This is a genomic window from Streptomyces sp. NPDC037054, assembly GCF_055606745.1.
The window spans coordinates 34,506-58,855 of record NZ_JBVJSJ010000005.1 but is presented as its reverse complement, the minus strand read 5'-3'; the positions used below and the strand labels follow the sequence as shown (position 1 = coordinate 58,855).

Sequence of the window (24,350 nt, the reverse complement as noted above, 5' to 3'; positions counted from 1 at the left end):
AGGGTGCGGTACACAGGGCCGGGCCCCAGCTTACGCGGCCGGGGCCGGGCCCTGTCGTGCGAGGTGGGTCGTGCGGATCAGCCGAGCAGCTGGCTCTGCAGCGTCACCGTCTGCTGGAACGGCACGGCCGGGGTCGTGCCCTTACGGGACTGGACGATCACGGCGATCGTGTCGCCGACGCGGACGGAGGCGTGCCGGACCTGTTCGGCGCCGTACGGCTTCGTCTCGACGTACACCGTGCGCTCGGCCCACACCAGGTCGGCCTCCAGCGGGAAGTCCTGGTCGAGTTCGCTGTCCTCCGTGCCGCGCACCGCGTACCGCGGGCTGTCCCCCGGCCAGCCGAACACGTCGTCGGCCGCCGTCTCCGTGTCGAAACGCAGCAGGTAGACGCGGGTGTGCACGCCGTCCGGCGTACGCCAGCCGCGCGCCGCGACGTGCCGCAGACCGCCCTCGGTGAGGTCGTCGGCGAACTCCTCGCGGTCCTCCTTGGCCGGCCACTCCTTCAGGAACTCCTTCGTGGGCAGCCAGCCGTCGGTGCCGCGCAGCGCCCGGTCCTCCTCGGCGCCCCCCGGGGCGGGCAGGACCAGCGCGCGCAGGTCGGCGTGGTGGGTGCCGGCCGGGTTCGCCGGGTCCCGCGGCCCGGGGCTGCCCGCCGGCCTCGGCGGGCTGGTGAGCACGGGGTAGTCCCAGCGCCCGTCGGACGCGGTGGCGAGCCCGGGCACGTCGGTGCGCTCCATCCGCGTGATGCCGTACGCCGTGGACGCGCCGACGGCGGCGAACACGACGACGGCGGCTGTCCAGCGCAGGACGGCGCGCAGGACACCTCGGTCCTTGGGCGCGGCGGCCGCCACCGGGGGCGAGGGCTCGACGGGCGTCGGGGATGCGGAGGGGGACGCGGGCGGGGGCACGGACGGGGCCGCCGGGGCCGGTCGGGCCGCCTGGGCGTCGGGCGTCTCCGGCAGGTGCTGCTGCTCGGTGGTCATACGGCCTCCCCCGGCTCGGCGATGCGGTCGAGCTGCTTGCGCAGCAGCATCGCGACGTTGTCGGTGTCGAGTGGCTCCGGGCCGTCGATCATGGCCGTGACCAGGATGTCTCCGACGTACGCCGTGCAGAACATCGTCTCCAGGCCCTCGTCGGTGCCCTTCGGCGGCAGGAAGCAGTGGGCGTTCTTGTGGCCCTTGATCGCCGGGCCGTCGCGGAGGACGTCCAGGGCGTCGAGGAACTCGCCCTGCGCCTGCGCGATGTTGCGCGCGGCCGACCTGTTCTCCATTCGGGCGAGCTGCATGCCCACGGTGACGGGGCCGCCGTAGCCACGGGGCAGGAGGTAGCTGCGCATCGCGATGCCGCTGACGCGCTGGCGGTCGATCTCCTTCTCCATCTGCCGGCGCTGCGTGCGGGGCAGGCCGCTCAGCGCCTCCTTGCGCATCGCGGTCGCCCTCCGGCCCTCCAGATGGGCGTCCGAGCCGTGCTCGGCGAGGTCGGGGCCGCGGACGAACTCGTCGGTGCCGTACGGCACGAGCATGGCCGCGAGCCCGGAGCCCTCGCCGTCGTCCGCCTTGTCGGCCTTCCCCGGCCCGGACTTCGGGAACTTCCACACGGGCGCTCCCGCGTCGCGGTCGGCGTCCCGCACGGTCACGGCGGTGTACCCGACGCCGCCGAGCACGGCGAGCGCGAGGAGCGCGCAGGTGGCGACGGTGCGGACACGGCGCCGGGGGCGCTTGCCCGGGGTCGGCTCGGGCGTCGGGTCGGGCTGGGCGGGGTGCTGGTCGCTCACAGTCGCTCCATCTGCCGCTCGGCGAGGTCCATGATCTTCGCCTTGGAGACCGGCCCGGTGCTCGTCACCCAGATCTCCATGGCGATGTCGCCGCGCCAGGCGTGCGCCTCCGCCGTGTACAGCGGCACGAAGCCGGGCTCGGAACGTGGGCGCCGGTGGACGTAGGCCCAGCCGTTCTGTGTGCCGGGCACGGCCCAGCTGTCGGTGCTGAGGGTGTTGTCGTCGCCGTTCGTCGCCCAGTACTGGTTGTCGTCGGCGAGGTTCACCGCCTGCCGCTCCTCCTCCTGCCGGAACTGGACGAGGCGGATCTGCACGAACGTCCTGCCCTCGCGCCAGCCGGTGACGGCGGCGCGCCGGAACTCCATCTTGGAGAGCCGGTCGAACATCAGGCCCGGCTTGGTGTAGACGGCGGCGTAGTCCGCCATGTCCATCCAGCCGCTCGTCGGCGCCGTGCCGGACCGCCCGGCCCCGCGCGGCTTCTTCAGCAGCAGCTTGCGCAGATCGCCGTCGGTGGCGACCCGGCGGTCCTGCGCGGCCGACAGCGGCTCGGGCGCCTTGCCCGTGGACTGTTCGATCACCGGCTGCGACAGCGGCGGCAGCGCCGTGGGCTTCCGGTCGGCCTGGATCAGGTAGCCCGCGCAGGTTCCGGCGACGAGGCCGAGCGCGGCGGCGGCACCGATCAGTGCGGCGGTGCGGCCACGCGGGCGTCGGGGCGGGGCCGGCTGCGGTGGTCCGGGCTCGGACGGCGCCGGCTCCGGTGGTCCGGGCTCGGACGGTCTCGCTCCGTCCGGGGCGTCGGCCGATTTTTCCGTTGCTTCCAAAACGTCCCCCACAGACGGTTCACAGACGGTGAAGTGCGCATTCCGTATGCGCGCACAGGAGACCCGTGGCCAAAGCCTTGGGTTGTGGGGAAGTTGATTACGATTCAGCCATGGCGAAGAAGCTCGTGATCAAGGTGACCGCCGGGGCCGACGCCCCCGAGCGCTGCTCCCAGGCGTTCACCGTCGCGGCCGTGGCCGTGGCCAGCGGTGTGGACGTCTCCCTCTGGCTGACGGGCGAGTCCGCCTGGTTCGCGCTGCCGGGGCGGGCCGCGGAGTTCGAGCTGCCGCACGCGGCGCCGCTGCCCGACCTGCTGGACTCGCTCCTCGCCGGGGGCCGCGTGACGCTGTGCACGCAGTGCGCGGCCCGCCGGGACATCACGGAGAAGGACGTGATCGAGGGCGTGCGGATCGCGGGCGCGCAGGTCTTCGTGCAGGAGGCGCTCGCCGACGAGACGCAGGCGCTCGTGTACTGAGACGCCACGGACCTCCCGTGCGGACCCCCTAGCGACGGCGCTTGCCGTCCAGCTCGTCCCACCACTCGTCGGACTTCGGGTCGCCGGAGGGGTCGTCCCACCAGCGGTCCTCCGGCCCGCGCCGGTTGGCGACGATCGCGGCGAGCGGCGGGATGACCATGGCGACCAGGCACATGCCGACGGCCACCGGCATCGACCAGAGGCGCACGACGCCCCAGGCCAGGACGAAGAGCGTGAGGCAGGTCCCCATCATGGCGAAGTACACGTGACGCCGCCGTGCGTACATGTCTCCAGCGTAGATCCGGACGCCTGACGACTGACGACTGACCTTGAACGGCTGACGCCGGACCGCCGGACGCACCAGAGGGCCGCACCCCGGGGCGGGGGTGCGGCCCTCTCGGGTCCCGGGTGGGTCAGACCGCGATGGCGACCTCGGCCAGGCCGCCCTGCTGGGCGACGACCGTGCGGTCGGCGGTGGCGCCGGGCACGAGGGCGCGGACGGTCCAGGTGCCCTCGGCCGCGTAGAAGCGGAACTGTCCGGTCGCCGAGGTGGGCACCTCGGCCGTGAACTCGCCGGTCGAGTCCAGCAGACGGACGTAGCCCACCACGGGCTCGCCGTCCTTGGTCACCTGACCCTGGATCGTGGTCTCACCGGGCTTGATCGTCGAGGCGTCCGGGCCGCCGGCCTTCGCACCGCACATGTCGTACTCCTGAGGGGGTCTGGAAAGGTCGGTCGGGTCGGTTACTTGTTGGCGCCGAGCTCGATCGGCACGCCGACGAGGGAGCCGTACTCGGTCCAGGAGCCGTCGTAGTTCTTGACGTTCTCCACGCCGAGCAGCTCGTGCAGCACGAACCAGGTCAGGGCGGAGCGCTCGCCGATGCGGCAGTAGGCGATGGTGTCCTTGGCCAGGTCCACGCTCTCCTCGGCGTAGAGGGCCTTGAGCTCCTCGTCCGACTTGAACGTGCCGTCGTCGTTGGCGTTCTTCGACCACGGGATGTTGCGGGCGCTCGGGACGTGGCCCGGGCGCTGCGACTGCTCCTGCGGCAGGTGGGCCGGGGCGAGCAGCTTGCCGGAGAACTCGTCGGGCGACCGGACGTCGACCAGGTTCTGCGAGCCGATCGCGGCGACGACGTCGTCACGGAAGGCGCGGATGGAGGTGTCCTGCGGCTTGGCCTTGTACTCGGTCTTCGGGCGCTCGGGGACCTCGTCGCCGGCGACCAGCTCGCGGGCGTCCAGCTCCCACTTCTTGCGGCCGCCGTCGAGGAGCTTGACGCTCTCGTGGCCGTAGAGCTTGAAGTACCAGTAGGCGTACGAGGCGAACCAGTTGTTGTTGCCGCCGTAGAGGACCACGGTGTGGTCGTTGGCGATGCCCTTCTCCGACAGGAGCTTCTCGAAGCCGGCCTGGTCGATGAAGTCACGGCGGACCGGGTCCTGGAGGTCCTGGGTCCAGTCGATGCGCACCGCGTTCTTGATGTGGTTCTTGTCGTACGCGGACGTGTCCTCGTCGACCTCGACGATGACGATGTTCGGGTCGTCCAGGTGCTCCTGGAGCCAGTCGGCATCGACCAGGACGTCGCTGCGGCTCATGCTCTTTCTCCTCCGGGGCAGGTGCGGCGGGGCGTGCGAGTGAGAGGGTGCGCGCTCGGGCGCTCGGGCAGGGAACGGCGCACGGGTGCCCCTGTCCGGGGCGGGGTGACGCGGAAGTCGGAGCTTCCGCTCAGAAGGTGCGACAGAGCATGGCGGCAACGCGGCACAGGTCTACTGCCCGCCGCTTCGTGAGGTCCGCCTGTCGCTTCATGACGTCGATCGTAGGGACGGTGGGGCGGGCATGTCACCGGCGTGTCGCATAATGAGACGCGATCGTCCGAATGGCGGGACATGGGCCCTCTCAAGGCCGTGCCCGCAAGGCCTGCGGCCCGATGCGGCGCCCGTCACAGCTGAGGGGCGGACGGGGGCGTCTCGCGTACCGGACAGCGCACGTCGCGTGGGTGGCCGGGCGAAGGACGGCCCGCCGCACGACGGGCTGCCCGGCGAGGACGGGCTACCCGGCGAGCTTGACGTTCGAACCCTTCACCGAGATCTCGACGCCGTTCTCCGCGGCCTCGACCTTGTCGAGCTCGATGCCGCCGGGCAGCTCGTCGATGCGCTGCTCGAAGTCCGTGATCGAGCGGACCCGGGACTCCGGGAGTTCGACGCTGCCGAGCCTGGGCAGGGCGTCGGCGTCGACGCGCACGGAGTCGCCCTCGACCTTGACGGTGCTGAGCACGTAGACCGGTTCGGGGAGCTTGGTGCCGAACAGCGTGGCCTCCACCGCGACCTTGATCTTGCCGTTGCCGCCGTCGGAGAGGCCCACGACCTTCGCGGTGACGCCCGGGGCGACGCGGGTCGGCTCGGACTTGGCGGTCTTCAGCAGTTCGTCGTACGCGATGGTGGCGGTGCCGGTCGCGGTGGCGGCGGTCGCGGCGCTGTAGTCGCCGGAGAACTCGACGCCCTTCATGCGGGCGGTGAGGTCGGCGATGCGGATCTTCTCGTCGCCGCTGCCGGTGGCGGCCTCGTAGTTCTCGATGCCGACCTCCACCTCGTCGAACTCGCCGCCGGCGAGCTGGGTGAGGAACGGGAAGCCCTTGATGGACACGTCCGGGGTGTCGGCGAGGTTCTCGGTGGTCCGCAGCTTGTCCGCCGCCTCGCCCTCGGCGAGGGTCACCGCGACGCGGTCGACGATGACGAACAGCCCGCCGAGGATCACGACGACGATCAGCAGTATTCGCAGTGCGCGCATGTGTGTCCCCCACCTGGCCCGGGTCCGGCGGTCATCGACGACGATCGGTCGTGACGACCGGTGGCCGTCGAACGCCGAGCGTAGCCCTGCCGGGGGCCGGGGCAGGGGAATTGTCGATCACCTGTGACAGGACCCGCACGCACGGGCCGTCGCCGGTGCGTGCGGGTCCCTTCAGCCGTTCGCCGGAGCCGGCGGCCCGTGGGGGCACCCCGCAGTGGCCGCCGGTCGGGTCAGGTCAGGGCCCGGCCCAGGACGTACACCGCCGGGGCCGCCGCCGCGAGGGGGAGGGCCACGCCCGCTGTGAAGTGGACGAAGCGGGACGGGTAGTCGTAGGCCGCGACGCGGTGGCCGATCAGGGCGCAGACCGCCGCGCCCCCGCCCAGCAGCGCGCCGGACGCGCCGAGGCCCGTCAGGCCGCCCACCGCGATGCCCGCTCCCGCCGCCGCGAGCAGGGCCACGACCACCGACGCGGGGGTCGGCAGCGGCAGCGCCCGGGCCAGGACGGCCACGGCCACCCCGACCGCGCCGACCGACACCGCGTCCGCGTCGGCCGCGAGCCAGCCGCCGGCCACGATGGCCAGCGCCGCGGCGGCGACCGTCGCCATCAGGCCGTACATCCGCTCGTCCGGGTCCGCGTGCGAGCGGAGCTGGAGCACCAGCGCCAGCAGCACCCACACGCCCAGCGTGCCGAGGATCGCCGACGGGGCGCGGTCCGACAGCAGCAGCGCCGCGTCCGCGGCCAGCGCGCCCGCGAAGCCCAGCGCGATGCCCTGCCGGGCGGGCCACATGCCGTTCAGCCGGAACCAGCCCGCCGCCGTCACCGCCTGGAGCAGCACCAGCGGGACCAGCAGGGCGTACGTGCCGATCGCCGCGGTGCCGGCCAGCAGCAGGCCCAGCACCGCCGTGAGCGCCGCGGGCTGCATGCCCGGGTCGATGATCGGCGAGCGGCCCTCGGCGCGGGCCCGCTGGGCGTCCGTCACGCGGGTGTTCCCGCCGAGGGTGGCGGCGCCGAACGCCGGCTCCCCACCGGCCGGGGTCGCGGGCGAGGACACGGGCTCCGTCGCCGCCGGCCGTGGGTACGGCTGCGCGTACGCGGCCTGCGGCTGGGGCTGGACCCCGTGGGCGTGCGGGACCCCGTGGGCGTGCGCGTGCCCCTGCCCGTACGCGGCCTGCGGCTGGGGCTGAGGCTGATGCGGACCCTGAACGCCGTGGGCCTGCTCGTGCCGCCCCTGTCCGTACGCGTCCTGCTGCGGCAGGTACGCCGTCTCCTCCGCGGAGGCCGGCGGCTGCGGCTGCGGCTGCGGGTCCCACGTCCGGCCCTGCCACTGCTGCGTGTACGGCTCCTGCGCGTACTGCTGCTGCGGGTGCTGGTGTTGCGGGTGCTGGTGCTGCCCGTGCGGGTCGTAGCCCCCGTAGGGGCCCTCGTACGGCTGGTTCGTCATCGGTCGCTCATCCTCCTGCGAACGGCGGGAGCACTTCGACCGTGCCGCCGTCGGCCAGCCGTACCGTCTCATGCGCGCGGGTGCCCACGGGGTCACCGTCGACGAGGAACGAGCAACGCAGCAGCACGCGCGTCAGTTCACCGGGGTGCCGCTCGCGCACCGCGTCGAGCGCCTCGGCGAGCGTGGCGGCGTCGTACGGCTCCTCGGCCACCCCGGCGGCGGCCTTCGCGGCGGCCCAGTAGCGCACCGTGACCTCTGCCATCTGGATCCTCAATCGATTCGGTGACGGACAGCGAAAGGCTAGCCCGCCTCGCCGGCCCGGGCGGCGGCCCAGTCGCCGATGCGGTGCAGCAGGGCCTCGTCGGCCGCGTGCTCGGCGTGGCCCATGCCCGGTTCCAGCCAGAGTTCGCCGTGGTCGCCGGCCGCGGCGGCCAGCGTCCGGGGGTGGTCGACGGGGAAGTAGCCGTCCCGCTCGCCGTGCACCACGAGCAGCGGCGTCGGCGCGATCCGCGGCACCGCCTCGACCGGCGACAGCGGGACCGGGTCCCAGTCCCGGTGGTGGATGCGGGTGCGCAGGCCGTAGCGGGACACCAGCCGCCCCGCGGGCCGCTGGACCAGCCAGTGCAGGCGCCGCATGGGGGCGGTGCCCCGGTAGTACCAGCGGGCGGGCGCGCTCACGGACACCACCGCGTCCGGGTGCAGCCCGCCGGACCGGCCGTACAGCGCCGCCTGCCGCAGCACCACCGAGCCGCCCATCGAGAACCCGACGGTGACCACCCGCTCGTGCCCGAGCTCGCGCGCCCAGGCGACCGCCGCCGCGAGGTCCAGCACCTCCCGGTCGCCGACCGTGGACCGCCCGCCGGACGCCCCGTGACCGCGGAAGGAGAACGTCACCACGGCCCCGTACCGCGCGAACGCCGCCGCGACGCGGCGCACGTGCGGCCGGTCCGCGTCCCCGGTGAAGCCGTGCGCGACGACGAGGGCGGGGCGGTCGGAGGAAGAAGGCTCGCCAGGGTCCCGTACGGGTGTTCTCGAGTCGTATACGACCGTTCCCGGGTCGTATACGGAATCGATGCGCACCCCGTCCGACGTGCACAGAAAGGTCCGCAAACGGGCGCCGCCACCCGTCTCGGGATGCGGACGCGCCGTGGAACGGACCACACGACCTGCCGGAGAAAGGGTCATGTCGGCTATTCTGCTGGGCAGAGGACTCGGGCAGCGTAGCCCCCGGGTCCTTTTGTGCTTTCGGAAGCGTTGTATACGAAGCGGGAAACCGCGGGTGTACGGGCGTCGGACGCATGGCGGATCCCAGGGGCGCGGGAACCGCACAGTACGAAGCAGTGCCGAAAACGTCCTCGCAGGGACCGAGGAGGAACCAGACGTTATGGGCGAGCGAACCGTGCACGAACGCAGGACGACCCGGGCAGGTGGAGCGCGATGAGCTCTCTGCTGCTCCTGACCAATGCCCTCCAGCCGTCGACGGAGGTGCTTCCCGCCCTCGGCCTGCTGCTGCACAACGTCCGCGTCGCCCCGGCGGAGGGACCCGCCCTCGTCGACACCCCCGGCGCCGACGTCATCCTCGTCGACGGCCGCCGCGACCTCCCGCAGGTCCGCAGCCTGTGCCAGCTGCTGCGCTCCACGGGCCCCGGCTGCCCGCTGGTCCTCGTCGTCACGGAGGGCGGCCTCGCGGCCGTCACCGCCGACTGGGGCATCGACGACGTCCTGCTGGACACCGCCGGGCCGGCCGAGGTCGAGGCACGGCTGCGACTGGCGATGGGCCGGCAGCAGATCGTCAACGACGACTCCCCGATGGAGATCCGCAACGGCGACCTCTCGGTGGACGAGGCGACGTACAGCGCCAAGCTCAAGGGCCGGGTCCTGGACCTGACCTTCAAGGAGTTCGAGCTCCTCAAGTACCTCGCGCAGCACCCCGGCCGCGTCTTCACGCGCGCCCAGCTGCTCCAGGAGGTCTGGGGCTACGACTACTTCGGCGGCACCCGGACGGTCGACGTGCACGTACGGCGGCTGCGGGCGAAGCTCGGCCCCGAGCACGAGTCGCTGATCGGAACCGTCCGGAACGTCGGTTATCGATTCGTTACGCCCGAGAAGGCCGACCGCGCCGCCGAGGAGGCCAAGGCCACGGCAGAGCGGTCAAAGCCCGACATCACCGGCGAAGCGGCCTCTCCGGTCACCGCCGAGGCCCCGGCGGACGCGTAGGAACCGCCCGGGCGGGGCGCCGGGGAGCCGAAAGCGGCCCTCTTCCGCCCTGCCCACGGCGGGTCCATCCGCGTAGACTCCGCGCGTGGCCAAGGTGACTCGGGATGATGTGGCACGGCTCGCGGGGACTTCCACCGCCGTCGTCAGTTACGTCATCAACAACGGACCCCGGCCGGTCGCCCCGGCAACGCGCGAGCGTGTCCTCGCGGCGATCAAGGAGCTGGGGTACCGCCCCGACCGGGTCGCCCAGGCGATGGCCTCGCGGCGCACCGACCTCATAGGCCTGATCATTCCCGACGCGCGCCAGCCCTTCTTCGGGGAGATGGCGCACGCGGTCGAATGGGCCGCGGCCGAGCGCGGAAAGATGGTCCTGGTCGGCAACACCGACTACGTCGCCGAGCGCGAGGTCCACTATCTGCGGGCCTTCCTCGGCATGCGGGTCTCCGGCCTGATCCTCGTCAGCCACGCGCTCAACGACCAGGCCGCCGCCGAGATCGACGCCTGGGACGCCCGGGTCGTCCTGCTGCACGAGCGGCCCGAGGCCATCGACGACGTCGCCGTCACCACCGACGACCTGGGCGGCGCCCAGCTCGCCGTCCGCCACCTCCTGGAACACGGCTACGACTACGTGGCCTGTGTCGGCGGCACCGCCGAGACCCCGGCCGTCGGCGACCCCGTCTCCGACCACGTCGAGGGCTGGCGGCGCGCGATGGCCGAGGCCGGGATATCCACCGAGGGCCGGCTGTTCGAGGCGCCGTACAACCGCTACGACGCCTACCGGATCGGCCTGGAGATCCTCGCGGGCCCGAGGCGCCCGCCCGCCATCTTCTGCTCCACCGACGACCAGGCCATCGGCCTGCTGCGCGCGGCCCGCGAGCTGCGCATCGACGTTCCCGGCGAGCTGGCGGTGGCCGGCTTCGACGACATCAAGGAAGCCGCGCTGACCGACCCGCCGCTGACGACGGTCGCCTCCGACCGCTCCGCGATGGCGCGGGCCGCCGTGGACCTCGTCCTGGACGACGGCCTGCGCGTGGCGGGCTCGCGCCGCGAACGCCTGAAGGTGTTCCCGTCCCGCCTGGTGGTCCGCCGCTCCTGCGGCTGCGCCTGAAGCGCCTCCTCCGCACGACCGGACGGCCCGGCCCCGCGGGTGCGGGACCGGGCCGTCGTCGCGCGTGCCCGCGAGATCAGAACAGCAGGTTGTACTGGTTGAAGCCGGTGCCCAGGCTGACGCGGGACGAGAACAGGCTGCTCGACGCCTTGTTCGTGCCGCGGTAGAGCCACAGCGTGCCGCCCGAGTCGCGGGCCATGACGTCGGCGATGCCGTCGCCCGTCACGTCGCCGTTGGCCACGTAGGACGTGAAGTTCCAGCCGGTGCGGGCCTGGACGCGGGTCGACCACGGGGTGTGCTCGCGCTGGGTGCCCCGGTACAGGTACAGGACGCCGGAGCCGTTGCGCACCAGCAGGTCGGCCTTGCCGTCGCCGGACAGGTCGCCCCGGCCGAAGATCTTCACGCCCTTCCAGGCGCGGTCGACGACCTTGACCTTGCCGTAGAACTCGCCGGTGCCCTTGCCCGGGTACAGGTAGACCGAGCCGTCGGCGTCCACCGCGACCAGGTCGGGGCGGGAGTCGCCGGTCATGTCGCCGGGGACCGCGTACGACTTGTAGCCGCCCCAGACGCTGCTGATCCGCATCCAGGTCCACTCCTGCGTGGTGTGGTCCAGGTACCGGCGGTACAGCTTCCCGTCGGTCTTGTCCCGCATGATCAGGTCCTGGAACCAGTCGCGGTCCAGGTCGGCCTGGAGGGCCCAGGAGGCGTACTGCCAGCCGCTGCCCACGTAGGCCCGCCGGGCCAGCGAGGTGCCCCGGCTGTCCTGCTCGAACAGCCCGCCGGACGGCGTCCGGGCCAGCAGGTCGGCGCGGCCGTCGTAGGACAGGTCGCTGTCGTCGACGCGGGGCTGGGCGGCCCAGGTGTACGACGAGACCTTGGTGAACACCGGGTAGGCGCCGCGCGCGGTGCAGCCGGCGACGCCCCAGGACACGATGCCGACGATCTTGCCGCCGGCGACCAGGGGACCGCCGGAGTCGCCGTTGCAGGGGCTCGTGGTGCCCTCGTCGGTGCCGGTGGCCGGGGTTCCGGCGCAGACCATCGAGCCCGCGATGAAGAAGTCCTCACCGAGGACGGTCCGCATGGCGCTGTCGCAGGTGCTGTCGGAGACCAGCGGCAGCGTCGCGGTCTTCAGCCGCGCCGAGAGGTCGGCGCCGTCCGCGCCCGAGGTCAGGCCCCAGCCGTAGGCCTTGGCGCTGGTGCCCGGCTTGTACAGGGCGCTGTCGTCGGAGGCGGCCAGCCGCAGCCACGGCCCCGGCAGGGGGCGGTCGAGGGTGATGACCGCGACGTCGTGCTGGATGGTCGCGTCGTTGTAGCGGGGGTGGTTCCACTGCGACCAGACGCCGGCGACGGTGCCGCTCGTGCCGTACAGGTCGGTCGTCCCGGCGAGGACGGCGCCGTTGGTCTCCCAGTCGAGACCGGCGACGCAGTGGGCCGCGGTGAGGACCTTGGAGGGCGCGACGAGGGTGCCGCCGCAGAAGGAGCCCTCGCCGGTGAGGTCGTCGTAGTAGGCGAGCTGGACCATCCAGGGCGCGGCACTGATCGTCGTCTCGCCGCCGCCGATGATGAACGGCGTCTTCGCGGGCGTCGTCGTCTCGGTGGCCTGGTCCTTCGCCGCCGCGCGCACGCGGTCGCGCAGTTCGCCGGCGTCGGCGGTGGGGCGCGGGGCGGAGGCGCGGGCGGTGAGGCCGGCGCCGGGCGGTCCGGGAAGTCCGGGCTCGTCCGCGGCGGCCGGGGCGGTCGCGGGCGCGGCGGTCGCGATCGGTGCGGCGAAGAGGCCGGCGCAGCTCAGGGCGAGCGCAAGAGCAGTCGCGGGAAGCGCCAGGGCGGGGCGTCTCCAGCGGCTGCGCAGGGCACGTATCACTCAGGGCTCCTGAAGAGGTGTGAGAGGTCGAAGTGACCTTGAGCCAACCAAGATTGCGGCTCCGCGCCGTCTTCACACCTGCTTCACGGCGGTCCGCGAAGTCTTCGTCCGGGCGGCGCCGGGGGATCACGCGGTGGCAACCTCGCGTTCCCGGTCGGGGTGGTTCCGGTTTCGTACGGCGCGCTTCCGGCTTCTGCCTTCCGGCTTCTGCCTTCCGGCTTCTGCCTTCCGGCTTCTGCCTTCCGGCCTTATGCCGGGCATACGAGGTTCTGCCGGGCTTCTCAGGCGGGCCTCAGGAACCTCTCATCGACGCGGCGGAAGCTCGACGGCATGACCGAGAGCTTCCGCCGCAGCGGCGAGTACGAGGACCCGTCCGGTGAGTTCCAGAACCAGCAGTGGCCGCCTCCGCCCGCGCAGCCGCCGACGCAGCCGCCCGCGCCCTCCGCGCCGCCCGCGTCGCGGAAGCGGCGGGCCCGGGGGTCGGTGTCGCTGCTCGCCGCCGTGGCGATCGTCGCGGCGGCCGTCGGTGGCGGCACCGCGTACGGGATCCAGGAACTGGCCGGCGCCGAGGCGGTCGCGTCGAGTTCCACCAGCACCGGCGTCGTGCCGGCGGCCGACAAGGGCACGGTCGCCGGGGTCGCCGAGGCGGTCGGCCCGAGCATCGTGGAAGTCGACGCGCGGTCGAACGCCGGGTCCTCCACCGGCTCCGGCGTGATCATCACCGGGGACGGCGAGATCGTCACCAACGACCACGTGGTGTCCGGCGCCTCCTCGATCAAGGTGACGACGCACGACGGCAAGGAGTACGACGCCGAGGTCGTCGGCACGGACAGCGGCAAGGACCTCGCGCTGATCAAGCTGAAGGAGGCGTCCGGCCTCAAGGCGGCGACGCTCGGCGACTCCGCCGGGGTGCGGGTCGGCGACGAGGTCGTGGCGATCGGCTCGCCCGAGGGCCTGACCGGCACCGTCACCAGCGGCATCGTCTCCGCCCTCGACCGCGACGTCACCGTCTCCACGGAGGAGGGACGGCAACAGCAGCGGGGCGGCGGCGACTGGCCGTTCGAGTTCGACGGGCGGGAGTTCAACGGCGACACCGGGTCGGCCACGACGACGTACAAGGCGATCCAGACGGACGCCTCCCTCAACCCCGGGAACTCCGGCGGCGCCCTCATCGACATGAACGGCAACGTCATCGGGATCAACTCCGCGATGTACTCCTCCGCCGCGCAGAGCTCGTCGGGGCAGACGGGCAGCGTCGGCCTCGGCTTCGCCGTCCCGATCGACACCGTCAAGGCGGACCTGGCCGAGCTGCGCGCGGGCGCGACCCGCTGACCCCGCCGGTCCGGCGAAACGTGCGACGCTGAAGGCGTCCCGCCCGTGTCCCACCGCATTCCGAGGAACCCGAGCCCATGACCTCCGCCGAAGGCGAGCACACCCAGCGCATCCTGATCGTCGACGACGAGCCGGCGGTCCGCGAGGCCCTCCGGCGCAGCCTCGCCTTCGAGGGGTACGACACCGAGGTCGCCGTCGACGGCGCCGACGCTCTGGAGAAGGCCGCCGCCTACCGGCCCGACCTGGTGGTCCTCGACATCCAGATGCCCCGCATGGACGGGCTGACCGCCGCCCGCCGGATCCGCGGCGCCGGCGACACGACGCCGATCCTGATGCTGACCGCCCGCGACACGGTCGGCGACCGGGTGACCGGGCTCGACGCGGGCGCCGACGACTACCTGGTCAAGCCGTTCGAGCTGGACGAGCTGTTCGCCCGGATCCGCGCCCTGCTGCGGCGCAGCTCCTACGCCGCGGCCGTCGCGGACGCCGCCCAGGACGACGACGCGCTCACCTTCGCCGACCTGCGCATGAACCTCGCGACCCGGGAGGTCACGCGGGGCGGGCGGCCGGTGGAACTGACGCGCACCGAGTTCACGCTGCTGGAGATGTTCATGGCGCATCCGCGCCAGGTCCTCACCCGGGAGCAGATCCTCAAGGCGGTGTGGGGCTTCGACTTCGAGCCGTCGTCCAACTCCCTGGACGTGTACGTGATGTACCTGCGCCGCAAGACGGAGGCGGGCGGCGAACCGCGGCTCGTGCACACGGTGCGGGGTGTGGGCTACGTCCTGCGGCAGGGCGGCGCCGAGTGACCCGGCTGGTGCGCCGGTTCCGCGCGCTGCCCCTGCGGGCGAGACTGTCGCTGCTGGTGGCGGCGGCCGTGGCGTTCGCGGTGGCGGCCGTCTCGGTGACGTGCTGGTTCATCGTGCAGGGCAAGCTGTACGGCGAGATCGACGACAACCTGCGCTACGGCAACGTCCGGGTGTCCGTCCCGCAGGTGCAGTCCACGCTGGACAACTGCACGCAGGTGCCCGACGGCACGCTGCAGCCCGGCCCGCGATACCGGCCCTACCTCCAACTGGTCACGTCCGACGGCGAGTACTGCCTCTTCGAGGGCTCCGCGGGCGCGGTGAAGGTCGCCTCCGCCGACGTCGACGCGGCCGAGAACCCGGACAACGCGCTGCGGTTCCGCAACGCCAAGGACACCGAGGGCAACCCGGTGCGCACGATGACGGTCCCGCTGGCCGACGGCGTCGCCCTGCTGATCGGGCTGCCGCTGGAGGACACCGAGAACACCCTCGACGAACTGGCCCTGCTGCTGCTCGTGGTGTCCGGCATCGGCGTCGTCGGCGCCGGGGCGGCCGGGCTGGCCGTCGCACGGGCGGGGCTGCGGCCGGTGGACGAGCTCACCGAGGCCGTGGAGGAGGTCGCCCGCACCGAGGACCTCGGCATCCGCATCCCCGTGGAGGACGACAACGACGACGAAGTGGCCCGGCTGTCCCGGTCGTTCAACTCGATGACCGCCTCCCTCGCGTCGTCCCGCGACCTCCAGCAGCAGCTCATCGCCGACGCCGGGCACGAGTTGCGCACCCCGCTGACCTCCCTGCGGACGAACATCGAACTGCTCAGCCGCAGCGAGGAGACCGGCCGGCCCCTCCCGGAGGCGGACCGCAAGGCACTGCTCGCGTCCGTGAAGGCGCAGATGACGGAGCTGGCGGCGCTGATCGGGGACCTCCAGGAGCTGTCGCGCCCCGACACCGGTCAGCACGTCGGCGGGGCGCAGGTGCTGGCGTTCCACGAGACGGTCGAGCACGCGCTGCGCCGGGCGCGGCTGCGCGGCCCCGAGCTGACGATCACGGCGGACGTCGAGCCGTGGTACGTCCGGGCGGAGCCGTCGGCGCTGGAGCGGGCCGTGGTCAACGTGCTGGACAACGCGGTGAAGTTCAGCCCGGAGGGCGGGACCGTCGAGGTGCTGCTCACGGCCGGCGTCCTGACCGTCCGCGACCACGGCCCCGGCATCCCGCCCGACGAACTCCCCCACGTCTTCGACCGCTTCTGGCGCTCCCCGAGCGCCCGCGCCCTGCCCGGTTCGGGCCTCGGCCTGTCGATCGTGGCGCGGACGGTGCAGCAGGCGGGCGGCGAGGTACGGCTGTCCCCGGCGGAGGGCGGCGGCACGGTGGCGACGATCCGGTTGCCGGGGGCGCCGGTGCCGCCGCCGGAGTTGCCGTAGGGAGGCCGCAGCACCAGAGCGGGCGTTACGGCGTCAGGACGCCGAGGGCGTCCAGCCCGCCAGCCAGTCGGCGACTTCCTGGTCGGCCGCCTGGGCGTCGGTCAGGTGGGGCCGGTCGGAGGACGGGGCGCCCGCGCCGGGGCCGGAGTTGCGGTACTCGGCGAAGCGGTCGTCCTTCCAGGAGAAGCCGCTCATGTCGGTCCACGGCGTGGACTTGATCGCCGCGCTCAGGGTGGTGTCGCGGACCGTGGTCTGCGGGTCGAGGGTCGCGTCGCCGCCCGCGTGCCAGGGCCGGCCCAGGTAGAAGCTGGACGGGGACACGTCGCCGTTGACCGTCGAGCGGCTGATGAGGAAGCCCTTGCGGTTGGCCGCCGTGCTGGGCGCCGTGATGTAGCCCGCCGACGTGCCGTTCCAGCGCTTCTTCAGGGTGAGGACGGACCTGTCGATGACCGCCGTGGCCCGCCCGAAGACGAAGTCGACGTTGCCGACGACGTACGAGTTGCTCATGTAGACCCGGCCCAGCCGGTCCTTCGCGGCCGTGTCCAGCAGCAGCGTGTCCTGGTCGCCGGTCGTGATGATGCCGTCGAGGAAGACCTTGTCGGCGGCCGTGCGCAGCGCCACCGCCTGGTGGCCGGACAGGTGCTGGTTCGCGGCCTCGTCGAAGTCGTTGGAGATGGTCAGGTTGCGGGCCTGGAAGTCGTCCGCCTCGACGGCGACCGTGGCGCTGCCCGACGTGCCGTACGTGCCCGAACCGTCCGGCTTCGGCGTCCCCGACGCGTTGTTGTAGACGATCACCGTGTCCTTGCGGCTGGCGCCGGTGCCCTGGATGGTGACGTGCGGCTTGTTGGAGGGGACCTTCACCGTCTCGCGGTACGTGCCCGGCTTCACGGTGATGACGACGCGGGAGGTGTTCCCGGCGGGCACGGCGTTCACGGCGGCCTGCACGGTCCTGTACTGGCCGGAGCCGTCCTTGGCCACGGTGAGGGTGGTCGCGGCGGCGGCCTTCGTGGCGGGGGTGGAGGTGGCGGGGGCGGAGGTGGCGGGGGCGGAGGTGGTGGGGGCGGTCGTGCCGATCGTCGGGCGGGGGCCGGCACCGGACTTCAGCAGCGCGGGCACGTCCGCCGCCGGATCGAGGGCGTACGAGTAGAAGGCCTGGGGATCGAAGGCGGTGCCGCCGCTCTCGTTCCGCCCGGACGTGCCCTTGAACACGTTTCCGCGCTGCACGATCGCCGCGGTCGCGTCCTTGATGACGGGGTTGTTGACGCCCTGGAAGTAGCTGTTCTCCAGGACCATCTTCGTCGCGCCGCGGGAGTAGTTGCCGTAGGACGACGTGATGTCCGTGCCGGCCACGTCCTCCAGGAAGTTGTTGTAGAGGTGCGCGTGCGCGGCGTTGTCCGTGGACGGGTTGCGCTGCTCGGTCTCGCGGATCCAGTTGTGGTGGATCGTGATGTCCGTCTTGACGTTCTCGGTCCAGCCGATGCCGAAGGCCTTGTTGTCCTGGCTGAGCTTGTTCCAGGACACGGTCACGTTCGTGCTGTCCTTGCGGACGTCGATCAGGCCGTCCGCCATGCGCCGCAGGTCGTTGTGGTCGATCCAGACGTGGTGGGCGCCGTCCATCTGGATGGCGTCGAAGTCGTGGTCCTTGTCGTTCCACACGCCCTGGTACGTGTCCCGGATCGTGAGGTTCCGAATGATCACGTTGTGCACGCCGGGCCCGAGGAAGAAACCTCCCCCGACGATGTGACCGGCGGTCCCGGCCCCGACGATCGTCTTGTCGGAGGCGACCTTGATCTCCTTGCCGACGGGCGCGACGTCGATGGCTCCGGCCACGACGATGACGTACGGCTCGGCCGCCGTCGCGTACTTCTCCAGCTCCGCCTGCGTGCGCACCGTGACGGTCCGGCCGTCGCGACCGCCGTACGTGCCGTTCTGCCCGAGCGAGCTGACGGAGGCGAAGCCGTCGGCAGTGGCCGATGCCCAGGCCGGTGCGGGGGCAGCGCCGGTGGCCGTCTTGGCGGCCGTCGTGGCAGCCGTCGCTGCGGAGGCTCGCTGCTGGGCGCCGTCGCCGAACGCGCCGAGATCCGCGCCGTACGCGAGGGTCCCGGCGGCCGCCAGGACCACCGGCACCGCGACCGCCAGCGCCGTCCTGCCTCTGCGATGCCGTGCACGAGCCTTGCTGCGGGCCTGAGTCATGCGGAACTCCGTTCCGTGGGGGGGGGATACCAACCGTTGGCCGGTTGCCGCCCGGGGCGGAAAGGTTGCCGCGACTCATTGACTGGCGTCGTGCGGAATCGGCGTCAGTGGAAGCCGAGCATGCCCGGAGAGTCGATGTCCACCGTGAGGAACCCGGGAGGGTAGTCGTCCTCCCGGCTGGTCAGGATGATCGACATTCCGCCCGTCTCCAGATGGGGCGTGGCGACGTAGAGCGCGTGGCACGTGTCCGGTCCGCCCCACCCGTCCCTGATCATGCTTCCGACGGCCGCCGCCGCCGTCTGGCTCAGTGGGTCGACCATGATGCCCGGAAGGGCGAGTACGTCGCTCGCGATGCCTTTCTCCGTCGACTCCGCATGCATCAGACACAGGGCGGGGATGTGCAACCAGTCGCCCGGCGTACGTGCCACGTTGTCGGCGAGGAGGTGCAGGGCGCGGTGCCCCCGCGCGAGCGCCACGACCGCGCCCGTGTCGAGAAGGATCACGCGGCCCTGCCTCGCCCCTCGTGCATCTTCTCGGCGGCCATCGCGTAGATGTTGGCCCGGACGTCCGGCGCCTGGTCGAACTCCTCGTCGGTCAACGTGCAGCCCATACGCTCACGCAGCACTTTCCGTGTAGCGGCGACCCGTTCCGCGATCTGGTCGGCGGTGAGCTGCTGGGCTGCCAGTTCCTCGACCAGCTGCCCCAGCGTCATGCCCCGCTCCTTCGCGACCTTCGCGAGGTGGTCACGGGTGTCCCGGGGCACCTGAATCGTCGTGTGTTCAGCCATGGTCCCACCATAGCGCCGCTACGGGATCGAGGAGACCGGCAGTGGAGGGATCGCGCTGCTCGACGAGCCGGCTCGTCACCTACGGCGCCGCTGAAGCCCCGGACTCCCCCTCGGGGCCCCACTGGGCGACCAGCGCACGGAGCCCGGCCCACGCCGTGCTCTGCGTGCCGTCCCCCAGCCGGTAGTGGAGGGCGGGCTCGGTGGGGCGGCCGAGTCTGACAGCTGAGGGGGCGTCCGGCGGGCCGGCTGGGGTGCCGTCGATGCCGATACGCCGGACCTCGCCGTGGCCCACGGTCAACGAGACGGGATACGGCGGGGCCTCGACGCAGGCGGGGACGGTCAGGTCGCGGCGGGCGGCCCGCAGGGTGGTGAGGAGGTTGACCAGGCCGTGCTCGGCGTCGAGTTCGGCGGCCAGCGGCTCGACGGCGTCGAGGGGTGGTTCCTCGTCGGCCCCATACCCGACGGCCACGGACATGTCCTCCTCCACACCGCCCGGCGTGCGCGTCACGCGCAGGGTGGCCAGCGCGGTGCGGTCGGCGCGGCCGACGGCGACGAGCCAGGTGGGGCGCGGTGCGCGCGAGCGAGCGAGGTCGGTCAACTGCCGTGTGGACCAGGGCAGATTGACGGGCTCGGCCGTGCTCCACCCGGCGGGCGGCTCGCCGGTGAGATGCCGGAAGACGGCTTCGAGGGCTCGGCCGAGGGTGAGGCCGGTGGTCGGGGCGTGGCGGGTTCGGAGGGTGAGCAGAAGCTGCCGCTCGCGGGTCGGACGGGCTGCGCGGCCATAGGCGTCGGCGAGGGTGCCGTTTCCCTGCGCGTCCCGCACGGGGCTGAATACACCGCCCTGCCAATGGAGCACGGCCCCGGAGAGACCGTCGTAGTACCCGCACTCGGGATCCTTGACGACCCACCTGTTGGGCAGCCCGCGCAGGGCTGCGCGGGTGGGGAGGGTGAGGCGGGCGCCGGGCGGCGTGACGATCTGCAGGGCCCGGCCCGTGTCGGCGGCGAGGCGGAGGGCGTCGGAGAGCCAGGACGTCATGGGGACGAGGGGGCGGTCCTGGATGACGACGACCGCGGCGTCGGTGAGGACGTCCACGGCGGGGTGCGCGGTGGCCGGGACGGGGACGGCGGCCACGTCGCCAGCCGGCGAGACCACCTCGGTGCTCGCGGCGTGCGCCGGCCATACGGTGCCACCGAGCACGGTGGCGAGCCGCCCGGCGAACGACCCGGCGAGCCGCCCGGCCTCCTCGACGGCGGTGGAGGCGCGGGCCTCGGTCCACCACACAGGCTCGTCCTGCCCGTGCCCGTTGCCCAGCAACCGCGCCGTCTCACCGGGCACCTGCACGAGAACGGGCGCCTCGACGGACACGAGGGGCCGCCCGTCGGCGCCGCACAGCTGCACGACGGCGCCGTCGGCGGTCGCCCCCACACCGACCTCCGGCCCGCCGGCGTAGAGCCCCGCGAGCAAGGTCCGGAGGTCGGGCATCCTGGGCGTGAGGGCTATGACGTCCTTGGTCATGTCAGGTGGGGTACTCGCCGAGCCAGTCGTGCTGGAGGAGGTGCTTGGGGAGGTACTCGGACTCGACGTTGATGGGGAACTTGCCGTCGTAGGCCCAGCAGGCGATGGCGAGAGGGCCGAGAGGGAGTGCACCGTCGATGTGGGAGCTACGCTCCTCCGTCGCCGTCCAATAGGCGCGGTGCAGGTGCAGCGCCTCCTCCAGGGCCGGGCTGAAGCCCTCCACGTCCCTGCGAATAAGGCGATAGAAGAGGTTGATCGGCGGATACAGAACGTTATCGAGGAGATCACGCGGGGCTACCGTGGCCACGTCGGGGTGGGAGGCGTCGAAGGTCGCGGTGAGCTTCTCGACGAGGCCGGGACGCTGGAGCCAGTAGGTCTGGAGGGTGTCGACCCACAGGTAGATGTACTCGTCGACGATCCCCTCGGTCACCCGAAGCCTGTCCACCGGAATCTCACACAACTGCGTCATCCGGTCAGGCTCCCGGCAGATCACCGCCAACCAGAACGCGGACAACCACGCACCCGCGTTGGCAGTCGGAAGCGTGCCGATCGCAGGGATGGTGCGGACCTTGCGATTGATGCGGCACTCGACGGTGCCTTCGCTCACTCCCGTCGCCGCGAAGAACGCCGAACCCATCTGCATGGCGTTGACGGCGGCGTCCCAGGTCTCGGCCTTGGCCGCCGGCGGATCGACCAGGCAGCGGGCCCTGAGGTACATGACAGACGCCTGAAACGTGCCATCAATAACGGCGCTTGATGTCTCAAGCTTGTCGATTCGCTTGACCAGATACTCATGGAACTGCTCCGCATAGCGCTCCGGCTCGGGTCGATTCAGCTCATGCCGAGGAAAGTACACGGTCACGTAAGAGTCCCCTTACTGATGTCAAATCGTCGATACCGGAGGCCATTGTATGCCCCTGCGTTTTTCTCGCCCTTGACCAGGACGTACTCCAACTTTCCTGTATCCAGCGCTTCTTCCATGCGGCTGACCAGGTCCCACTCGCCCCGATGCCTCATCTGCTCCATGATGTCATCGAAGTATTCACGACTCCCCTGCGAGACCTGCGTACCGTCGGGCAGCGTACGTCTACCCAAATCCGTGTTCACACTGCTCTTGGCCTCGACCACCACGACCCGCCCATCCTCGTGGGTCCAGACCTGGTCGAACTGATCATTGCCGTTCTTCGGGCCCAGAAGCGGTTCGTCCGTGAAGCCGGGGTAATGCTCGGCGATGAAATGATGCCGCGCCGCATCCTCACCGAATTGCTCAGCAGCGTCAATCATCTCCTTGTGGGCAGCCTTGTAAGCCTTTGTGGCTTCTTCCAGGCCGACCGCCGACTCAGGAGTCCCCTGCACATCATGGATCCGCTCGGCCTCCGTCCTCCATGTGGCCACCTGGTCGCCTCTTTGAATCGCGTGATGGCGCCGCTCAGCGGAGTCGTCCAGGATCTGCCGACGACCGGCGTCGGACACACTGTCTGCGTCCATTTGTCGATATGAGCCGTCGAGAAAACGCGGCGCAGGCGGATCCGGAACATCCTTGGCCCGAATCCAGGGAGCGTCGTCCGAGAAACGCGTGAGCTGGGGAGGTGTGAAGCCGCTCTCGTCATGGAAGGAGAGATCCTTGCGCGTACCGTCTCTCCGGTAGTGCCGACTCAGATAGTCGGGATCATGATTGGCCCGATAGACCTGGATCTGCTCGATCTGTTCGCGGGTCAGGGTGCCCCTGGGCCCATACGGGTTGGGCCCGTCCCGCATGAACTCCGGGCGCCGGACCGCCTCCCGCTGCGCGGCGGCGACCTTCTCCGCCATCCCGCCGGCGCCGTCCGCGGCACCCGCACCCGCACCGGCACCCCCGCCGCCGGAGTCGCCGCTGCCCCCACCCGGATGTGCCCCGTCGCCGACCCCGTGACCAGCCGCCGTACCACCGCCGCCGCCAGGACCGCCCACCGTGGACTCCCCGGCGCGGGGCCCTCCACCGACCGTGGCGAGTTCCCGGTCGCGTGCGTGGGCCGTGGTGTCAGCGGCCGACGACTCCGCCCCTGGCCGTTCCGGCGGCGCGCTGGAGTTCACGACCTGGCCGTGCTTGTCGTACGCGATGAACTCGCCGTTCTCGACGACGACGCGGGAGCCGTCGTCCAGTTCGATGACGCTGTGGACCCGTTGCGCGTCGGCCGCGGCCGCAGAGGTCGCCGTGAGCCGGGAGGTGAGTTCGGACAGGGTCGGTATCTTGCCGACGGCCTTGCCCGTGGCCATCGCGGTGACGGCGATCGGGTCGAGGTACACGCCGGCCTTGCCCAGGGCGGTGGCGCTCTTCGACATCAGGCCCGCCTCGCCCGCCATGCCGGCCTTCATCAGCGGGCCGGCCCCTAGGGTGAGGAGGTTGAAACCGACCGTGCCCGCCGCCCGGGCGGGGTTCTCCTCCCACTGGTCCCAGGCGAGCAGGCCCTTGCCGAACTCCTTCGCCGCCCGCTTCGCCCTGACCTCGTCCGCGCTCTCCTTGTCCGGGCCGACGACCCGGTCCATGAGGGCGTCGTAGGGCGTCGCCGTGTAGAGGCCGATGCCCGTCACGACATCCAGCAGCCCGCCCCACGCATCACCGGCGGCGTCGCCACCCTTGCCGCCGACCAGCGTCCACAGGCCGACGACCCCGGCCTCGATACCGTCCTTGTAGACGCCGTCCCACAGCGCGCTCTTGATCCCGTGCCCGAACCAGCCCGCGGTCCAGGCCTCGTAGCTCTGCTCGTCGACGCTGCCCCAGGGCAGGTCCTCGGCGCCTTCCAGGAGCTTCTTGTCGACGCCGTACGTGATGGTGTTGCGCCGGTGGAAGCCGCTGCCGTGGTCCGCCACGAATTGCGGGCCGCCCACGAGTGCCGAGATCTTGTTGGCGGCGCGGCGTTCCGCCTCCTGGAAGGCGAGGTGAGTGGCCGTGACCTCGTCGATCAGCTCCTCGTTCCGCCTGACCCTGTCCTCGTCCTCGGTCCAGTCGTCGTCGCCCTCGACAGAGGCCGCGAACGCCTTGGCCTCCTCCTGGAGTTCCGCCAGCCGCTTGGCCAGCGGAGCCCCCTCGGCGGCGTAGGTGTCGAGGGCATCGGCCACCGTCTCCAGCTTGGTCGCGAAGGTCTCGGCCTTGTCCATGACCGGCTGGGTGGTGGCGAACAGGGCGTCGGCCTCGGGCGCGATGTAGAAGGCCTCCATCATTTGGAAGCGGGAGTGGATGTCCGAGCCGTTGTTCCGGATGCCGATGGCGTTCTTGCGCAGCCCGGTGACGTCCCGCTCCAACTGCTCGAAGTCGCCCGTGAACTGCGGTATGCCCGCGGGGACGATCACTTCGCGTCGCCCTTCGCCCCGCCGTCGCCCCCGCCCTGGCCGGGCATGTCGATCTTCGGCACCTTCAGGGCGGCTTCCTGGGCGTGGGCGGCCATCTCCAGATTCCCCTGGAGGTAGCAACCCATGGCCTCACGCGCGCCGTTGACCGACTTGGCGGCGCGGGCGTTCAGGAACAGCACGTCCTTGGTGGTGCTGTGCACGAACGTGGTGAGCGCCGCCCCGACCGGGCCGGTCGGCGTCGTCACCCCGCATGTCGGCCCACTGACGGTCCCGGCCGACGCGACCGCGCTCTCCATGTTCCTGCCGTACGACTTGACGTCCTTCGCCATCTCGTCCATCGCGTCCGCCACGAGCGACGCCACGAACTCGACGCCGGACACAGAGATGTCCCACCCCGTCACACGATCCCCCGGTGAACTTCAGCCTCATGTACGCCACTTGGCGCACGAAATGTCGATCATTCTGTCGCACAAAAGGTTGCGACTGCAA

Annotated in this window: 25 protein-coding genes; 6 read left to right on the top strand and 19 right to left on the bottom strand. The window is 71.7% G+C overall.

Translation table 11 applies throughout. The annotated features are described in order from the left end of the window. Positions 1–77: 77 nt before the first annotated feature. From ACZ7D7_RS13750 to ACZ7D7_RS13740, 3 genes are read right to left on the bottom strand one after another with little or no spacing between them, the layout of a single operon-like run. Positions 78–983: a hypothetical protein gene (locus tag ACZ7D7_RS13750; RefSeq protein ID WP_470824329.1), complete on the bottom strand. Its 906-nt coding sequence runs from the start codon at positions 981–983 to the stop codon at positions 78–80. Continuing rightward, the gene (locus ACZ7D7_RS13745; protein WP_470824328.1) at positions 980–1,774 is read right to left on the bottom strand and encodes a hypothetical protein; all 795 of its coding nucleotides are present in this window, start codon (positions 1,772–1,774) and stop codon (positions 980–982) included. The genes ACZ7D7_RS13750 and ACZ7D7_RS13745 overlap by 4 nt, the downstream gene beginning before the upstream one ends. Then, positions 1,771–2,607, bottom strand: coding sequence for a hypothetical protein (locus tag ACZ7D7_RS13740; protein WP_470824327.1), 837 nt, complete (start codon positions 2,605–2,607; stop codon positions 1,771–1,773). The genes ACZ7D7_RS13745 and ACZ7D7_RS13740 overlap by 4 nt, the downstream gene beginning before the upstream one ends. A gap of 98 nt (positions 2,608–2,705) precedes the next feature. Here ACZ7D7_RS13740 and ACZ7D7_RS13735 point away from each other — a divergent pair, with 98 nt between their 5' ends. After that, a complete protein-coding gene (locus ACZ7D7_RS13735; RefSeq protein ID WP_279550712.1) occupies positions 2,706–3,068 on the top strand; it encodes a DsrE family protein in 363 nt (120 codons plus the stop codon). Between the two features lie 28 nt (positions 3,069–3,096). On the opposite strand, the gene ACZ7D7_RS13730 is transcribed toward ACZ7D7_RS13735, so the two are convergent. From ACZ7D7_RS13730 to ACZ7D7_RS13695, 8 genes are all read right to left on the bottom strand, one after another. Then, entirely contained in the window at positions 3,097–3,354 is a 258-nt protein-coding gene (locus ACZ7D7_RS13730; protein ID WP_470824325.1) for a DUF3099 domain-containing protein, read from the bottom strand. A gap of 127 nt (positions 3,355–3,481) precedes the next feature. Further along, positions 3,482–3,769, bottom strand: a complete 288-nt coding sequence (locus ACZ7D7_RS13725; RefSeq protein ID WP_003991226.1) for a DUF1416 domain-containing protein — start codon at positions 3,767–3,769, stop codon at positions 3,482–3,484. Between the two features lie 41 nt (positions 3,770–3,810). Continuing rightward, entirely contained in the window at positions 3,811–4,656 is an 846-nt protein-coding gene (locus tag ACZ7D7_RS13720; protein ID WP_470824324.1) for a sulfurtransferase, read from the bottom strand. 130 nt (positions 4,657–4,786) lie between these two features. Beyond that, on the bottom strand, positions 4,787–4,867 hold the full coding sequence (locus tag ACZ7D7_RS13715) for a putative leader peptide (protein ID WP_350310325.1): 81 nt from the start codon (positions 4,865–4,867) through the stop codon (positions 4,787–4,789). 243 nt (positions 4,868–5,110) lie between these two features. Then, entirely contained in the window at positions 5,111–5,848 is a 738-nt protein-coding gene (locus ACZ7D7_RS13710; protein WP_470824323.1) for an LmeA family phospholipid-binding protein, read from the bottom strand. A gap of 230 nt (positions 5,849–6,078) precedes the next feature. Further along, the gene (locus ACZ7D7_RS13705; RefSeq protein ID WP_470824321.1) at positions 6,079–7,290 is read right to left on the bottom strand and encodes a hypothetical protein; all 1,212 of its coding nucleotides are present in this window, start codon (positions 7,288–7,290) and stop codon (positions 6,079–6,081) included. 7 nt (positions 7,291–7,297) lie between these two features. Beyond that, positions 7,298–7,552 (bottom strand): MoaD/ThiS family protein, encoded by a 255-nt coding sequence (locus ACZ7D7_RS13700; protein ID WP_470824320.1) that lies wholly within the window; start codon positions 7,550–7,552, stop codon positions 7,298–7,300. A 38-nt stretch (positions 7,553–7,590) separates the two neighbouring features. Then, positions 7,591–8,475, bottom strand: a complete 885-nt coding sequence (locus ACZ7D7_RS13695) for an alpha/beta hydrolase (protein ID WP_470824319.1) — start codon at positions 8,473–8,475, stop codon at positions 7,591–7,593. A gap of 252 nt (positions 8,476–8,727) precedes the next feature. Between ACZ7D7_RS13695 and ACZ7D7_RS13690 the strand changes: the two genes are divergently transcribed. Then, positions 8,728–9,507, top strand: a complete 780-nt coding sequence (locus tag ACZ7D7_RS13690) for a winged helix-turn-helix transcriptional regulator (RefSeq protein WP_470824318.1) — start codon at positions 8,728–8,730, stop codon at positions 9,505–9,507. An 85-nt stretch (positions 9,508–9,592) separates the two neighbouring features. Next, entirely contained in the window at positions 9,593–10,615 is a 1,023-nt protein-coding gene (locus ACZ7D7_RS13685; protein ID WP_470824317.1) for a LacI family DNA-binding transcriptional regulator, read from the top strand. A gap of 76 nt (positions 10,616–10,691) precedes the next feature. On the opposite strand, the gene ACZ7D7_RS13680 is transcribed toward ACZ7D7_RS13685, so the two are convergent. Beyond that, on the bottom strand, positions 10,692–12,476 hold the full coding sequence (locus ACZ7D7_RS13680; RefSeq protein WP_470824316.1) for a trypsin-like serine protease: 1,785 nt from the start codon (positions 12,474–12,476) through the stop codon (positions 10,692–10,694). A 330-nt stretch (positions 12,477–12,806) separates the two neighbouring features. Here ACZ7D7_RS13680 and ACZ7D7_RS13675 point away from each other — a divergent pair, with 330 nt between their 5' ends. The 3 genes from ACZ7D7_RS13675 to ACZ7D7_RS13665 all read left to right on the top strand — a co-directional run bounded on the left by ACZ7D7_RS13675 (position 12,807) and on the right by ACZ7D7_RS13665 (position 16,035). Continuing rightward, positions 12,807–13,808 (top strand): S1C family serine protease, encoded by a 1,002-nt coding sequence (locus tag ACZ7D7_RS13675; protein ID WP_470824314.1) that lies wholly within the window; start codon positions 12,807–12,809, stop codon positions 13,806–13,808. Positions 13,809–13,885: 77 nt separating this feature from the next. After that, on the top strand, positions 13,886–14,617 hold the full coding sequence (locus ACZ7D7_RS13670; RefSeq protein ID WP_470824312.1) for a response regulator transcription factor: 732 nt from the start codon (positions 13,886–13,888) through the stop codon (positions 14,615–14,617). Continuing rightward, positions 14,614–16,035, top strand: coding sequence for a sensor histidine kinase (locus ACZ7D7_RS13665; RefSeq protein WP_470824311.1), 1,422 nt, complete (start codon positions 14,614–14,616; stop codon positions 16,033–16,035). Before ACZ7D7_RS13670 ends, ACZ7D7_RS13665 begins: the two co-directional genes overlap by 4 nt. A 33-nt stretch (positions 16,036–16,068) precedes the next feature. Here the strand turns inward: ACZ7D7_RS13665 and ACZ7D7_RS13660 are convergent, their stop codons facing one another. The 7 genes from ACZ7D7_RS13660 to ACZ7D7_RS13630 form a co-directional block, all read right to left on the bottom strand. After that, positions 16,069–18,228 carry a pectinesterase family protein gene (locus tag ACZ7D7_RS13660; RefSeq protein WP_470824310.1) on the bottom strand — a complete coding sequence of 720 codons (2,160 nt, stop codon included), beginning with the start codon at positions 18,226–18,228 and terminating at the stop codon, positions 16,069–16,071. Positions 18,229–18,332: 104 nt separating this feature from the next. Continuing rightward, entirely contained in the window at positions 18,333–18,731 is a 399-nt protein-coding gene (locus ACZ7D7_RS13655) for a PIN domain-containing protein (RefSeq protein WP_470824309.1), read from the bottom strand. Next, positions 18,728–19,015: a hypothetical protein gene (locus tag ACZ7D7_RS13650; protein ID WP_470824308.1), complete on the bottom strand. Its 288-nt coding sequence runs from the start codon at positions 19,013–19,015 to the stop codon at positions 18,728–18,730. Before ACZ7D7_RS13650 ends, ACZ7D7_RS13655 begins: the two co-directional genes overlap by 4 nt. A gap of 79 nt (positions 19,016–19,094) precedes the next feature. Continuing rightward, entirely contained in the window at positions 19,095–20,531 is a 1,437-nt protein-coding gene (locus tag ACZ7D7_RS13645; RefSeq protein ID WP_470824306.1) for a DUF6177 family protein, read from the bottom strand. A 1-nt stretch (position 20,532) separates the two neighbouring features. Continuing rightward, complete coding sequence (locus tag ACZ7D7_RS13640; protein ID WP_470824305.1) at positions 20,533–21,393, bottom strand: immunity 49 family protein; 861 nt, start codon at positions 21,391–21,393, stop codon at positions 20,533–20,535. Then, positions 21,390–23,861 carry a hypothetical protein gene (locus ACZ7D7_RS13635; RefSeq protein ID WP_470824303.1) on the bottom strand — a complete coding sequence of 824 codons (2,472 nt, stop codon included), beginning with the start codon at positions 23,859–23,861 and terminating at the stop codon, positions 21,390–21,392. The genes ACZ7D7_RS13640 and ACZ7D7_RS13635 overlap by 4 nt, the downstream gene beginning before the upstream one ends. Next, positions 23,858–24,262 (bottom strand): DUF6507 family protein, encoded by a 405-nt coding sequence (locus ACZ7D7_RS13630; RefSeq protein WP_470824302.1) that lies wholly within the window; start codon positions 24,260–24,262, stop codon positions 23,858–23,860. Before ACZ7D7_RS13630 ends, ACZ7D7_RS13635 begins: the two co-directional genes overlap by 4 nt. Positions 24,263–24,350: the final 88 nt, after the last annotated feature.

Excerpts from the sequence above, each read along its gene's own strand:
- ACZ7D7_RS13660 (WP_470824310.1), bottom strand. The coding sequence starts at position 18,228 with ATGACTCAGGCCCGCAGCAAGGCTCGTGCACGGCATCGCAGAGGCAGG.
- ACZ7D7_RS13675 (WP_470824314.1), top strand. The coding sequence starts at position 12,807 with ATGACCGAGAGCTTCCGCCGCAGCGGCGAGTACGAGGACCCGTCCGGT.
- ACZ7D7_RS13650 (WP_470824308.1), bottom strand. The coding sequence starts at position 19,015 with ATGGCTGAACACACGACGATTCAGGTGCCCCGGGACACCCGTGACCAC.
- ACZ7D7_RS13700 (WP_470824320.1), bottom strand. The coding sequence starts at position 7,552 with ATGGCAGAGGTCACGGTGCGCTACTGGGCCGCCGCGAAGGCCGCCGCC.
- ACZ7D7_RS13725 (WP_003991226.1), bottom strand. The coding sequence starts at position 3,769 with ATGTGCGGTGCGAAGGCCGGCGGCCCGGACGCCTCGACGATCAAGCCC.
- ACZ7D7_RS13735 (WP_279550712.1), top strand. The coding sequence starts at position 2,706 with ATGGCGAAGAAGCTCGTGATCAAGGTGACCGCCGGGGCCGACGCCCCC.
- ACZ7D7_RS13695 (WP_470824319.1), bottom strand. The coding sequence starts at position 8,475 with ATGACCCTTTCTCCGGCAGGTCGTGTGGTCCGTTCCACGGCGCGTCCG.
- ACZ7D7_RS13715 (WP_350310325.1), bottom strand. The coding sequence starts at position 4,867 with ATGAAGCGACAGGCGGACCTCACGAAGCGGCGGGCAGTAGACCTGTGC.
- ACZ7D7_RS13670 (WP_470824312.1), top strand. The coding sequence starts at position 13,886 with ATGACCTCCGCCGAAGGCGAGCACACCCAGCGCATCCTGATCGTCGAC.
- ACZ7D7_RS13720 (WP_470824324.1), bottom strand. The coding sequence starts at position 4,656 with ATGAGCCGCAGCGACGTCCTGGTCGATGCCGACTGGCTCCAGGAGCAC.
- ACZ7D7_RS13730 (WP_470824325.1), bottom strand. The coding sequence starts at position 3,354 with ATGTACGCACGGCGGCGTCACGTGTACTTCGCCATGATGGGGACCTGC.
- ACZ7D7_RS13710 (WP_470824323.1), bottom strand. The coding sequence starts at position 5,848 with ATGCGCGCACTGCGAATACTGCTGATCGTCGTCGTGATCCTCGGCGGG.
- ACZ7D7_RS13690 (WP_470824318.1), top strand. The coding sequence starts at position 8,728 with ATGAGCTCTCTGCTGCTCCTGACCAATGCCCTCCAGCCGTCGACGGAG.
- ACZ7D7_RS13750 (WP_470824329.1), bottom strand. The coding sequence starts at position 983 with ATGACCACCGAGCAGCAGCACCTGCCGGAGACGCCCGACGCCCAGGCG.
- ACZ7D7_RS13645 (WP_470824306.1), bottom strand. The coding sequence starts at position 20,531 with ATGACCAAGGACGTCATAGCCCTCACGCCCAGGATGCCCGACCTCCGG.
- ACZ7D7_RS13705 (WP_470824321.1), bottom strand. The coding sequence starts at position 7,290 with ATGACGAACCAGCCGTACGAGGGCCCCTACGGGGGCTACGACCCGCAC.